This window comes from Halorubrum sp. (assembly GCF_046498025.1).
Lineage (GTDB): Archaea > Halobacteriota > Halobacteria > Halobacteriales > Haloferacaceae > Halorubrum.
On sequence record NZ_JAWOBM010000047.1, the window covers coordinates 1 to 12735 of the forward strand.

General features: G+C 67.7%; 8 protein-coding genes and 3 tRNA genes. 3 read left to right on the forward strand and 8 right to left on the reverse strand.

All coding sequences use genetic code 11. The features are described from left to right. Positions 1–108: 108 nt before the first annotated feature. From R6U01_RS09950 to R6U01_RS09965, 4 genes are read right to left on the reverse strand one after another with little or no spacing between them, the layout of a single operon-like run. Positions 109–3030 (reverse strand): DNA-directed RNA polymerase subunit A', encoded by a 2922-nt coding sequence (locus tag R6U01_RS09950; RefSeq protein ID WP_410286302.1) that lies wholly within the window; start codon positions 3028–3030, stop codon positions 109–111. A 6-nt stretch (positions 3031–3036) separates the two neighbouring features. Continuing rightward, the gene (gene rpoB, locus R6U01_RS09955) at positions 3037–4866 is read right to left on the reverse strand and encodes a DNA-directed RNA polymerase subunit B (protein WP_410286303.1); all 1830 of its coding nucleotides are present in this window, start codon (positions 4864–4866) and stop codon (positions 3037–3039) included. A 1-nt stretch (position 4867) separates the two neighbouring features. Further along, on the reverse strand, positions 4868–6433 hold the full coding sequence (locus R6U01_RS09960) for a DNA-directed RNA polymerase subunit B'' (RefSeq protein WP_410286304.1): 1566 nt from the start codon (positions 6431–6433) through the stop codon (positions 4868–4870). Continuing rightward, positions 6430–6657 (reverse strand): DNA-directed RNA polymerase subunit H, encoded by a 228-nt coding sequence (locus R6U01_RS09965; RefSeq protein ID WP_410286305.1) that lies wholly within the window; start codon positions 6655–6657, stop codon positions 6430–6432. The genes R6U01_RS09960 and R6U01_RS09965 overlap by 4 nt, the downstream gene beginning before the upstream one ends. A 260-nt stretch (positions 6658–6917) precedes the next feature. Between R6U01_RS09965 and R6U01_RS09970 the strand changes: the two genes are divergently transcribed. Further along, a tRNA-Asp gene (locus tag R6U01_RS09970) sits at positions 6918–6990 on the forward strand. A gap of 30 nt (positions 6991–7020) precedes the next feature. Further along, a tRNA-Asp gene (locus R6U01_RS09975) sits at positions 7021–7093 on the forward strand. Positions 7094–7233: 140 nt separating this feature from the next. On the opposite strand, the gene R6U01_RS09980 is transcribed toward R6U01_RS09975, so the two are convergent. From R6U01_RS09980 to R6U01_RS09990, 3 genes are all read right to left on the reverse strand, one after another. Then, on the reverse strand, positions 7234–8238 hold the full coding sequence (locus tag R6U01_RS09980; protein WP_410286306.1) for a histone deacetylase family protein: 1005 nt from the start codon (positions 8236–8238) through the stop codon (positions 7234–7236). Beyond that, positions 8239–8670, reverse strand: coding sequence for a histone (locus tag R6U01_RS09985; protein WP_410286307.1), 432 nt, complete (start codon positions 8668–8670; stop codon positions 8239–8241). Positions 8671–8809: 139 nt separating this feature from the next. Further along, a complete protein-coding gene (locus tag R6U01_RS09990; RefSeq protein ID WP_410286308.1) occupies positions 8810–10276 on the reverse strand; it encodes a single-stranded DNA binding protein in 1467 nt (488 codons plus the stop codon). 339 nt (positions 10277–10615) lie between these two features. Here R6U01_RS09990 and R6U01_RS09995 point away from each other — a divergent pair. Further along, a tRNA-Arg gene (locus tag R6U01_RS09995) sits at positions 10616–10688 on the forward strand. A gap of 162 nt (positions 10689–10850) precedes the next feature. Here R6U01_RS09995 and R6U01_RS10000 read toward each other — a convergent pair. Further along, a complete protein-coding gene (locus tag R6U01_RS10000; RefSeq protein ID WP_410286309.1) occupies positions 10851–12707 on the reverse strand; it encodes a cation:proton antiporter in 1857 nt (618 codons plus the stop codon). Positions 12708–12735 lie beyond the last annotated feature (28 nt).

Here is a 12735-nt window from a genome sequence, read left to right on the forward strand (position 1 = left end):
GTCTCCTCCGCCTTGCGTTCGAGCGCGTCGTACACCTCGTCTTTGAGGCGGCTGGGGAGCTCGGTCGCCTCCACGACCGCCTCCATGTCGTCGGTGACGTGCGCGTACTCAGTCATCGGATTCCACCCCCGAGGCCTTGTTCAGGCCAGGGCCGGCGTGCTCGGAGAGGTTCGTCGGGGGCGTGCGCTCGCCGAGGAACCGCTCCTTCTCGTCGTCGGACTCGAACTCGGCGTCGACGACGCGGTCGACGATGTCGTCGACGTCGATGCCGTCGCCCTCCCCCGAGGAGACCTTCACCGGCGAGGTGCCGTCCTCGCCGAACTCGAACTGGACGATCCGGCCGGAGGTGTCCCGGACCGTGCCGTCGTACTGCGCCTCCAGCTCGGAGAGCGCGTTGATGAGGCGGCGCTGCAGGTAGCCGGACTTGGAGGTCCGGACCGCCGTGTCGACCAGCCCCTCGCGGCCGCCCATGGCGTGGAAGAAGAACTCCTCGGGCGTGAGCCCGCCGCGGTAGGAGTTCTCCACGAAGCCGTGCGCCTCCGCGGAGAGGTCGTTCTCCTTGTAGTGCGAGAGCGTCCGGTCCTCGTAGCCGCGGTTGATCCGCTCGCCCCGAACCGCCTGCTGGCCGACGGAGCCGGCCATCTGCGTGAGGTTCAGCATCGACCCACGCGCGCCGGACCGGGCCATCACGACCGCCGGGTTGTCGTCGCCGAAGTGCTGGTCGGCGATCTCACCGGCCGAGTCGCGGGCCTTGCCGAGCGTCTGCATGATCTTCATTTCCAGCGTCTCGTCGACGCCGCGGCCCGGCAGCGACTCCAGCTCGCCGGCCTCGTACGTCGCGATCAGCTCCTGGACGCGCTCGTAGGCGCTCTCGATCGCGTCGTCGACCTGCTCTTCGGCCTCCGGCGGAATCGACTCGTCGTCGATCCCGATCGAGAAGCCGAAGTGCATGATCGCGCGCATCGCCAGCGACGCGATCTCGTTGATGAACACGCGCGAGCGCGTCTCGCCGTACTCCTTGGTGAGGGTGTCGACGACCTCACCGCCGAACGCGCCGACCGCGTCCTCGTCGATCGTCCCCTCGATCAGCCGGCCGTTCTCGATGACGACGTCGTCGCCGGTCGACGACGAGAAGTGCAGCGAGAGGTCGTCGGGCAGCAGCTCGGAGAACAGCGTCCGACCGGTCCAGTACTCGCGCCCGTCGTCGTCGACGCCGTCCGCCTCGGGCAGCTCGTCCACCCGGGTCGCCCGGAGCAGGTCGAGCGCCTGCGTCTCGGTGAACTCGGGGTTCGAGTGCGTGAGCAGGTACGTCCCGGAGATGTGGTCCTGGATCGCCCCGATGATGTTCCCGCCGAACCGCGGCGAGAGGATCTGCTCTTGCACGCGCATGAGGACGCGCGCCTCGGCGCGGGCCTCCTCGTTCTGGAGCGCGTGCATGTTCATCTCGTCGCCGTCGAAGTCGGCGTTGTACGGCGGACAGACGACGGTGTTGAGCCGGAACGTCTTGTACGGCATCACCACGACCTCGTGGGCCATGATGGACATCCGGTGCAGCGAGGGCTGCCGGTTGAAGATCACGATGTCGCCGTCGATCAGGTGGCGGTTGACCTCCCAGTCGGCCTCGACCTTCTCGGCGAGCTCCTCGCAGTTCTTCTCGGTCACCTTCAGGCGACGCCCGTCCGGCCGTCGGACGTAGTTCGCGCCGGGGTGCGCCTCCGGTCCGTTCCGGACGTACTGGCGCGCCTCCTCGACGTTGCGCTCGGTGACGTTGAGCGTCTGGGTCATCTCCTTGGCGACGCGGTCCGGCACGCCGACCTCGTTCAGCGAGAGGGTCGGGTCCGGCGAGATGACGGTCCGGGCGGAGAAGTTGACGCGCTTCCCCGACAGCGAGCCGCGGAAGCGGCCCTCCTTCCCCTTCAGCCGCTGGCTGAGGGTCTTGAGGGGGCGGCCGGAGCGGTGTCGCGCCGGCGGCGTCCCGCTGATCTCGTTGTCGACGAACGTGGTGACATGGTACTGGAGCAGCTCCCAGAGGTCCTCGATGATCAGCTGCGGGGCGCCCGCCTCGCGGTTCTCCATGAACCGCTGGTTGATCCGGATGATGTCGACCAGCTTGTGCGTGAGGTCGTCCTCGGAGCGCTGGCCGTTGTCGAGCGTGATGGAGGGGCGCGTGGTCACCGGCGGGACGGGGAGGACCGTCAGGATCATCCACTCCGGTCGGGAGTCCTCCGCGTCGATGCCGAGGACCTCGAGGTCCTCGTTCGGGATGTCCTCGAACCAGTCGCGGATGTCCGAGGGCATCAGCTTGTTCATGTCCTCCTCGGTGAGGTCGACGTCGAGCGCCTTCTCGATGGCGCGGCGGTCCTCCGTGCGCGGGCGGAACTCGCCGGCCATGATGTCGTTTATGCGGTCGAGGGCGATGTCGGTCTTCTCGGCGAGCTCCTGCGGCGACGTGCCCGGGTCGTCCTCCTCCTCGTCGGGCTGCATCGCGGCCGCGATGCGCTCGGAGTAGTCGCCCGAGAGCACGTCCTGGACCTCGTAGTACGTGGTCGGCTTCTCGTGTTTGATGTCCGCCTGCGGCTCGCCGCAGAACGGGCAGGTCGACGCCTTCCGGGCCTGTCGGACGGCGGCTTTTAATACGTCGTGTTCGTCGTCGCCGAGCTCCTTCGCGCGGTCGTAGCGGTCGCGGAACTCCTCGCGCTGCGCCTCGTCCAGGGCGAGCCGGCCGCACTCCCGGCACGTCGAACGGAGCAGCCGCCGGATGAGCTTCGTGAAGCCCACGTGGATGACCGGCGCGGCGAGCTCGATGTGGCCGAAGTGGCCGTTACAGGAGCCGGAGTGAGAGCCGCAGGTCCGACACTCCAATCCGGGGTCGATGACGCCGAGCCGCGGGTCCATCAGCCCCATGTCGATCGGGTAGCCGTCGTCGTCGTACGTGTCGGCCGTGATCACCTTCGTCGCCGACATGTCCCGGTACGTCTCCGGGTCCATGAGGCCGAAGTCGATGCCGCCGAGCACTTTCGGTGTTTGCATTGACATTTAAATTGCGTCCTCCAGTTCGAGCTTCGGCCGGATGCCGAGCGCGATCATCTCGTCGAGGAGGAGCTTGAACGCGTAGCTCACCTCGAGCTCGTGGATGTCGTCCTCGTCGCCCGTGACAGGGTCGTACACGCGGCGCTGCTCGCGGTCCTCGACGGCGACGAGCCCCGTCTCCGCGGAGACGTGAACCGTCTCGGCGTCCGAGGACTCCAGGAGCCGTTCGTTGAGCACCATCGACGCGCCGTGGCCGATGATCGTGTCGCGCTCCATCTCCCCGACGCGCAGCCCGCCCTCGCGGGCGCGCCCCTCGGTCGGCTGGCGCGTGAGCACCTGGACCGGCCCGCGCGAACGGGCGTGGAGCTTGTTCGACACCATGTGGTACAGCTTGTGGTAGAAGATCGTCCCGACGAAGATCTCCGCGTCGATCTTCTCGCCGGTGACGCCGGAGTACATGACCTCCTTTCCGGAGGAGTTGAACCCGTGTTCCTCGAGCCCGCTCCGGAGCTTCTCCTCGTCCTCGCCCTGAAACGGCGTGCCGTCGACGCGCGAGCCGCGCAGCGAGCCGACCTTTCCGCCGAGCATCTCCAACACGTGGCCGACCGTCATCCGCGACGGCAGCGCGTGCGGGTTCATCACCAGGTCGGGGACGACCCCCTCCTCGGTGAACGGCATGTCCTCCTGCGGTGCGAGGTGGCCCACGACGCCCTTCTGGCCGTGCCGGGACGCGAACTTGTCGCCCAGCTCGGGGACGCGCTGGTCGCGCACCTTCACCTTCGAGAGCTTGGAGCCGTCCTCGCCCTCCATCAGCGTCACCGTGTCGACGACGCCGGACTCGCCAGAGCGCATCGTCACGCTCGTCTCACGCCGCTTCTGCGGGGAGAGCCCGCCCATGTCGTCGGGCTCCTCTAAGAAGCGCGGCGGGCTGGTCTTGCCGAGCAGCACCGAGGACTCGTTCACCTTCGTCTCCGGGTTGACGAGGCCGTCCTCGTCGAGGTGCGTGTACGCGTCCTCGCCGCGTGCGCCGCGGACGTCCTGGTCGGGGATCTCGAAGCGGTCCTCCTGTCCGCCGGGGTATCGCCGCTCCTCGCCCTCGTAGGTCCGGAAGAAGTGCGAGCGGGTGAGCGCGCGGTCGACGGAGCCCTGGTTCATCACCAGCGCGTCCTCGATGTTGAACCCCTCGTAGGACATCACGGCGACGACGAAGTTCTGCGCCGCCGGCCGCTTGTCGAAGCTGATCTGGTCGGACGTCTGCGTCTTGACCATCGCCAGCTGCGGGTAGTGCAGCAGGTGCTGGCGCGTGTCCGGCCGGATCCGGTAGTTGGCGGAGGGCAGTCCGAGCGACTGCTTCATCATCCCCGCGCCCATCGTAATTCGGGGGCTCGCGTTGTGCTCGGGGTACGGGATCATCCCCGCGCCGATGCCGAACACGAGCTGCGGGTCGATCTCGAGGTGCGTGTGGTCCTCGGTCACGTCCTCCTCGTCGACGGCGACGAGGATGTCCTCCTCCTCCTCGGCGTCGATGAACTCGACGTAGCCGCGGTCGATGAGGTCCTCGAACTCGATGTCGCCGCGCTCGAGCGCCTCGACCTCCTCGTCGCCCAGCAGGGGCTCGCCGTTCTCGACGACGATCAGCGGTCGGCGGGCCCGCCCCGCGTCCGCGTTGACGATCACTTCCTGGGTCCGGTCTCTGACCGAGACGTTCACCATGTCCGAGACGTCGCCTCGGCGGCGCGCCTCGCGGATCTGTTCGGCGAGGGCCTCGGGGTCCGGGTGGGTCCCGACGAGGCTCCCGTTGACGTATACCTTCGCTTCGCGTTCTGCCTGAGCCATATTAGTCGTCCGCCGTCTGTCGTTCGACGCCCTCGATTCCGGGGATCCCCTCGACACCCATCGACGCCAGTTCTCGTTTCAGCCCCTGTTCGTCCTCGACCGTCTGCGACAGCTCCATCGACTGGGCGAAGTTCTTCACGAGTCCGCAGTTCGGCCCCTCCGGCGTCTCGGAGGGACAGATGCGACCCCACTGGGTCGCGTGAAGGTCCCGCGCCTCGAAGTGCGGCTGCGACCGCGACAGCGGCGAGCGCAGGCGCCGGAGGTGCGAGAGCACGCCCATGTAGTCCGTCCGGTCGACGAGCTGGGAGACGCCCGAGCGGCCGCCGACCCAGTTGCCCGTTGCGATCGGGTGTTCCAGCCGCTCGGTCAGCACGTCCGAGCGGACGACCGTGTTGACGGTCAGCTGCCGGTTCCGCATGTTCGCGCGCTCGAGCTGGTACTTCACGTCGCGCGCCAGCTTGTTCAGGGCGGTCCGGAACAGGTCGCGCATCAGGTCGCCGGAGACCTTCAGGCGCTTGTTGGCGTAGTGGTCCTTGTCGTCGGACTCGCGGCGCTCTAAGGCGAGCTCGAAGCACGCCTCGGCCATCCGACAGAGGTAGTACGCCTTGTTGATGCGCACGTCCTCCTCCTCGACGCCCTCCTCGTGGAGGTGCGGGAGGAGGTACCGGTCGATGACGTAGTTCGCCCGCTTGAGCTGGTAGTTCTTCCCCTGGCCGGAGGCGACGCGCTCGCCGAGGGTCTCGATGGCCTCCTCGGTCGTCTGCACCTCCGCTTCCTCTAAGTTCTCCAGCATGAACTTCACGATCTCCGGGTCGTCCGAGACGCGGTGGACGATCTCCTCGTCCGACTCGAGTCTGAGCGCGCGGACGAGGGTCACGAAGTCGATCGAGCCCGAGACGGACGGGAACGACACTTCGAGCAGCCCCTCGCGGTTGCGCTCGCAGAGGACCAGCGCGCGGTAGCCGCGGCGCTGGGAGAACGTCTTGGCGACCTGGATCTCGTCGCCGTACTTCGAGTCGTACTCCGCGAGGATCTTGTTCGGCGCGAGGTCCTCCGAGGTCATCAGCACGCGCTCGGAGCCGTTGACGATGAAGTAGCCGCCGGGGTCGACGGGGTCCTCGCCGATGTCGATGAGCTCCTCGTCGGAGAAGCCGGCCATGTTGCACTTGTCCGAGCCGACCATGATCGGCATCCGGCCGACCTTCGTCTCGGTCGTGTCGACGACCTGCTCGGGCTCGTCCTCGCCGCCGCGCACGATGGACATCTCCATGAACACGGGCGCCGAGTAGGTGATGTTCCGGAGGCGGGCCTCCTGCGGGTACAGCAGTTCCTCGGAGCCGTCGGCCTCGCGGACGCGAGGGGTGACCATCCGAACGTCACCGAGCTCGACGTACACGGGCTCTTGGCCCTCCTTGTCGCCGATGTCGGTCTCGATCGTCTCCTTCTCGTCGACGACTTCCTGCATGCCGCGGTCGAGGAAGTTGTTGAACGAGCGGAAGTGATGTTCGGCGAGCCGTTCGTCGGAGAAGTACTCGCGTGACACCACGCGTCGGTCTTGCCTGTTCATGAGACGACTAGTCGGTACACGACCGCCTCCTCGGTCGTGCGGGAGTCTCGAACGATTTTCACCACGTCGCCGACCTCGGCCTCGTCGGGGAGCGCGGGATCCGTGCGTTTGATCTTCGGCAGGTTCGTCCGCTTCACGTCGTACTCCGCCAGAACCTCGTCGACCTCATCGTCGGTGAGTAGGACGTGATCCGGGACGAGTTCGTGTTGGCTTACGTCTACCATGGGTGGTGGTTATTGAAAGAAGCTATCACGAGATACTACAGATGGATATATGGGCCAGCGGCATAAGACTTGTCAACCGACTCCGCCGTGCACGGCTCACGACGTCGGGGCGTGCGATACTCACACTCACGCGGGTATCACACAAAAGACTACCGCCGCGGTCGACGACGCCGCCCGTCGTTCGCCCTGTCATCGGTCCCCACCGCCGCCGGCGATGACAAGCCTTATTTGCCAGACAGGGATACAACTGACTGCGACAAGCCCGGATGGTGTAGTGGCCCATCATACGACCCTGTCACGGTCGTGACGCGGGTTCAAATCCCGCTCCGGGCGTCCCCTCGTTCGGGGTTTCTGTCGCTGTTTGCCCGGATGGTGTAGTGGCCCATCATACGACCCTGTCACGGTCGTGACGCGGGTTCAAATCCCGCTCCGGGCGTCCTCTGTCGACTCCGACCGGCGAGCGTAGCGAGCCGTACCGGAGTCGACGAACTCTCGCCCACGGATTTGAATCAGGGAGTGGCGCGAGTGAAACGAGCGGAACGACTGTGGTTCAAATCCCGTTCCGGACGTATCCGCCTACAGATCGAGCAGCTCCCGCAGGTCCGACACCAGCGACTCCGTCTTTGCGTCCGGCTCCTCGTCGTCGGTGACCGGCGTCCGCCCGTCGTACGTCTCGTGGACCATCGACACGCCCTCGGCGAGGGTGTCGAGCCCGTACCCGCCCTCCAGCACGTAGGCGTCGACGGCGCCGACGTCGTCGGCGATCGACCGGACCTGATCGGTCATCATCGCGTACCCCTCCGAAGAGACGCGCATCCGCGAGATCGGGTCGTGGCGGTGAGCGTCGAATCCGGCCGAGACGATCACGAGGTCGGGGTCGAACCGCTCGATCGCGGGCCCGACCGCCTCCTCAATGGCGTATCGGTAGTCGGCGTCGCCCGCGCCGGCGGCGAGCGGGAGGTTCACCGTGGTTCCCTCCCCGTCGTCGCGACCGATCTCCGCTAACTCGCCGGTGTCCGGGTAGAGTCCGTCTTCGTGGATCGACGAGTAGAGGACGTCCCCTCGGTCGTAGAACACGTCTTGGGTGCCGTTCCCGTGGTGAACGTCCCAGTCGAAGATCGCGACCCGGTCCGCGGCGTCGTCGTCGAGCACGGTCTGTGCCGCGACGGCGGCGTTGTTGAAGAAGCAGAACCCCATCGCGTCGTCGGGCACCGCGTGATGTCCCGGCGGCCGACCGAGCGCGAACGGCGTGGCCCGTCCGCTGGCTCCGTCGAGCGCGGCTCGGGCCGCCCACTGCGCGAGGCCGGCGGCGGTGAGCGCGGCCTCCCACGTCCCCTCGCTCGCGACGGTGTCGGGGTCCCAGCTCCCGCCGCCGTCGTCGACGAACGCCTCGAGCTCGTCCACGTACTCCTCGTCGTGGACGGCGACGACCTCCTCGCGGGTCGCCGGGTCCGCCTCGGTGTACTCGACCCCGTGTCGTTTGGCGAGCCCCCGGCGGATCGCCCGCAGGCGGTCCGGATTCTCCGGGTGCCGTTCTCCCGTGTCGTGCGCGAGACACCGCTCGCTGTAGCCGAACCGCATCTACTCAAACAGCGCGAAGTACGTTTCGATGTCCTCGGCCTGTACGGTCCGTCGGTCGGCGTGTCGCGCGAGCGTCGCGGCCGCGCTCGCCACGTTGTCGGCGTAGTCCTCGAGGATGTCGGCCAGCGCGATCCGCGCGTCGACGCCGACCCGATACCGGTCGTCGATCCGGAGCCGCGCGATCCGGTCGATGGGCGCGACGGGCAGGGTGAGCTCCTCGCGAGTGATCACCTGTTCGACGCCGAAATCCGCCGCCATCAGCGTCTTCCGCCCGTCCTCGGTCGCCCGCTCGGCCGCGTCGATCGCCAGCTCCGCACCGTGCGTCTGGATGCGACGGGCCAGCTCCTCGGCGGCGTCGGCGCTGACGCGGAGCTCCCCGGCGTTCCGCCGGATGATCCCGTCGACCGGCGCGAACGGCAACTCGACACTCATACACACAGTCGCGTCCGTGTACCGTATAACGCTTTCCGTTACCGCCGTCTCCGCCGCCGAGCGCTGGCGTCGCGGCTACTCGACGCGTCGCTCCTTACCGTTCGAAAGCGTCCCCACCCTCATTCCCCGCCCGCGACGACTAGAACACGTCCTCCGCGTGGATCGTGCCGTCACGCTCCGCGCCCCGCACCGTGACTTCCTCGCCCAGCCGGAGGCTCGCGTCGGTCTCGACGCTCTTCGTTCGCTGGCCGTCGTCCAGCACGACGGGGTCGCCGGTCTGGACGACGGTGCCCGTGAATTCGACCTCCTCCGCGGTCGCCGTCGCGGTCGCCGCGCCGCCGCCGGACGAGTCGGCCGCTGCGGCGTCGCCGGCCGTAGTCGTCGCGTCACCGCTCTCGTCGCCGGCGCCGCTCGCGTCGTCGGCGAACGCGCCGAGCCCGGTGTCGGCCCCGTCTCGTCGCTCGTCGTCCGTTCCCCGCGCGCCGGTCGACGCCTCCGCCCCCTCGTCGAAGACGGTGACCGTCGAGCGCCAGTTTGCGGACGCCTCGAGGTCGTCCTGCCAGCCGTCCTGGATCTCCACGTCAGTGAAGACGACGCGGTCCGCCAGGTCGATCTCCCGGTCGGCCTTGTCGCCCCACAGCGCGACCCGGATCTCGCCGGTGTCGTCTTTGATTCGCACGTTCCGGACCTGTCCCTCGGACCCGTCGTCGCGGTCGAAGGTGCGCTTCGGGTCCGTCTCGATGACGCCCCCGCCGATATCGACGGTCTCCCCGATCTCCAGGTCGGCGATGTCCGTCGTCTCGGGTACGTACTCGACGTCCTCGTCGACGCGCTCGACCGTGCCGCGGTCGCCGACGTGAAGCTCGAGATCGCCGTCGCGCTCGCGGACGTAGCCGTCGCCGACCTCGACGACCTCGCCGGCCTCGAACTCGGCGGCGAGGTCGGCCTTGTCGTCCCACAGCGTGACGCGGACGCGTCCCGTCTCGTCGCCGACGGTGAGGTTGGCCACGCGCCCCTCGCTGCCGTCGTCCCGGTCGAACGTTCGGACCGAGTCCGTGTCGAGCACCTGGCCGACGAGATCCACGTCTGAGGCGCCGAGCGAGAGGTCCTCGACCCGGTAGGTGTCGAGCACCTGAACGTCGACCTCGGCGTCCTCGTCTGGTTCGACCTTGTCGGCGCTCACCTCCAGGCCGCTGTACCCCTCTTTCGGTCGGCCCATGACGCGGAGCACCTGTCCGACCTCCAGTTCCTCGTCGGCCGCCGCGGCCATGTCGTCCCAGAGGGCGACCCGCACGGAGCCGGAGGCGTCCGCGACGTCGACGTTGCAGACGCGCCCCTCCTCGGCGTCCTCGCCGTCGCGCTCGAAGGTCCTGACGTCGCCGATGGATGTCACCTTCCCGAGGAACTTCACGTCGTTCATGCCGGGTTCGATGTCGGCGATCGTGTCGGCCTCCTCGTCGCGCAACTCGTGGGCGATCAGCATCGCGGCCGTCTCCTCGTCGGCGAGCCCCCCCATCTGCTCGACCTTGTCCTCGACGGCCGCCTCGAACTCCTCGAACTCGACGTCGGTGTCGAGATCCTCGTAGACGTCCTCTATCACTCCCATACGCGTACCTTCTCGGTTGTCGAGTCCGCGCATAAGCGTTGTCCTTGCGGGGGTCTCGCAGCCGCGCTCGCGTCCGTCGCTGGTCCGCTCCGCGGCGTCGTCGCCGGTCGAGCCCGCGGCGTCGCGGCCGCGGTTCGGGGTTCCGTCATACCGGACTCTGGGTCTCCTCGATACAAAAGGTGTGCAATCCCCGCGCCGAGCGTCCGCGCTCCCCCCGACGGGGGCGTCCCCGCGCCCGGCCGATCCCACCGAGACGGCTGCTCGCGTCGCATGCGACCGATCGCCACGCGACCCACGGACCGTAACCGTCTTAAGTTCTACCGCGGTAGAATTGAGTGAGTCCTGGTAGGGTAGTGGACTATCCTCTTGGCTTGCGGAGCCAGGGACCGGAGTTCAAATCTCCGTCAGGACGCTCACTTCTCGCAGGCGCTCCGCATCGCGGAGCGCCTGCTTCGGCGTTCGGTCCTGACGTGCATCACGCTCGCTTCGCTCGCGTGAGACTCCGTCAGGACGTTTTCGGACACACCAACCGGTGAGCGTCGCGAGCCGTGCGTCGGCGATTGCAACCGTCGGCTCAGTCGTGCGGGTGGAACCGGTCCATCGCCTGCCTGACTGCGCCCGCGTCGCCGATGAAGGTGACGTGATCGCCGTACTCCAGCACGCGATCCGCCGAGGGAACGTGGTTCACGCCGTTGTGGCTAACGACCGCGACGAACGTCCCGTCGGGGATCTGCGCGTTGAGTTCCTGGATCGTCTTCCCCGCGAGGTTCTCCGCGGTCACCTCCACCTCCTGGACGTCGTGGCTGTCGCCCAGCTCGTTCATCCAGTGAGTGAGCGCCGGCCGCTCGATCTCGTCGTCGATGGCTAACGCCGTCGCCGTCGACGAGTCGATCCCCTTCACGCCGAGGCCGTCGAAGGCCTCGATGTTGTCGGGCTCGTTCACGCGCGAGTACACTGACTCGACGCCGAACTTCGTCTTCGCGAGCTGGCACGCGAGCAGGTTGATGTCGTCGTCGCCGGTCGCCGTGATCACCCGCTTGGCGTCCTCGACGCCCGCGCCGCGCAGTTTTTCCGCGTCGCTGCCGTCGCCCTCGTAGACGGTGAACCCGTCCGAGCGCGCTCGTTCGATCTCTTCGTCGTCGATCTCCATGATGACGACGTACTCACCCCGCCGCTCCAGTCGTGTGGCGAGCGCCCGGCCGACCCGGCCGCCGCCGATGATTATCGTACGCATTGGTGACACTCCGAGGAACTCGCCGATCTGCCGCGCGAACCCGGCCTCGATCGCGACCGTCGCGAAGATGACGGCGAACACGGTTCCGACGAGCAGCTGGCCCGCCGCCACGTTTCCCGCGAGTTCCAGCTCGATGGCGAACAGCGTGGCCACGCTCGCCGGGATGATCCCGCGTGGGCCCACGCCCGCGAGGAAGAACCGTTCCGGCCACGTGAACCGCTCCACGCCGACCGTCGCGATCAGCGCTCCCAGGGGTCGGAGCACCAGCATGATCACGAGCACGAGCGCGACCGCACCGAGGCCGAGCTGCAGTATCGCTTCGACGTCGATCAGCGCGGCCAGCGAGATGAACACGAACGAGAGGACGACGAGCGTCGTGCTCCCCACGAACTCCTCGATCTCCTCTCTGTTGGTGATCTCGAGGTTCCCGAGCAGCATCCCGCTCGTCGCGGCCGCCGCGATGCCCGCTTCGGCGGCGACGGCCTCGGCGGCCGCGAACGCCCCGACCGCGGCCGCCAACACGAGGAACTGACCCGCCTGCACGTCGCGTTCGGGGACCAGGTCGCTGTTCAACAGGTAGTAGATCACCACCGTCGCGACCACCCCCGCGAGCACGCCGACGCCGAGCCGCTCGACGAACGCGAAGACGCTCGCCGAAACACCGAGGTCGTCGAGCAGCAGCGTCTCGAAGATCACCACGGCGACGATCGCGGCCGTCACGTCGTTGACGATCCCCTCCGTCTCCAGCGCGGTCGCGACGTGGTCCCTGACGCGGACGACGTTGAGTATCGGCGTGATCACGGTCGGGCCGGTCGCCACGAGCAGCGCGCCGATCAGCAGCGCGATCTCCCAGTCGGCCCCCTCGAAGAACCGAACCGCGGCCGCCGTTCCGAGGAACATCACGAGGGCGCTGATCGTCACCAGCCGGAGCGACACCGTGGACGCGCCGCGGATCCGCTCGATCCGGAGGGCGAACGCCCCTTCGAAGACGATGATGGCGACGCTGATCCCGACGATGATCTCGAGGCCCTCTCCGAACGTCTCGAGCGTTACGAGCCCCAACACCTCCGGTCCGAGCACGACTCCGATGAGGAGATAGAAGATGACGCTCGGTATTTTCAAACGGTGAGCGACCAGCTGGACAACGAGCCCCGACACAAGGATCGCCGCGATGACAGGTAGGAGACTTCCAGACACGCCTATACGACCTACGCACCCGACACGG

Excerpts from the sequence above, each read along its gene's own strand:
- R6U01_RS09950 (WP_410286302.1), bottom strand. The coding sequence starts at position 3,030 with ATGCAAACACCGAAAGTGCTCGGCGGCATCGACTTCGGCCTCATGGAC.
- rpoB (WP_410286303.1), bottom strand. The coding sequence starts at position 4,866 with ATGGCTCAGGCAGAACGCGAAGCGAAGGTATACGTCAACGGGAGCCTC.
- R6U01_RS09960 (WP_410286304.1), bottom strand. The coding sequence starts at position 6,433 with ATGAACAGGCAAGACCGACGCGTGGTGTCACGCGAGTACTTCTCCGAC.
- R6U01_RS09965 (WP_410286305.1), bottom strand. The coding sequence starts at position 6,657 with ATGGTAGACGTAAGCCAACACGAACTCGTCCCGGATCACGTCCTACTC.
- R6U01_RS09980 (WP_410286306.1), bottom strand. The coding sequence starts at position 8,238 with ATGCGGTTCGGCTACAGCGAGCGGTGTCTCGCGCACGACACGGGAGAA.
- R6U01_RS09985 (WP_410286307.1), bottom strand. The coding sequence starts at position 8,670 with ATGAGTGTCGAGTTGCCGTTCGCGCCGGTCGACGGGATCATCCGGCGG.
- R6U01_RS09990 (WP_410286308.1), bottom strand. The coding sequence starts at position 10,276 with ATGGGAGTGATAGAGGACGTCTACGAGGATCTCGACACCGACGTCGAG.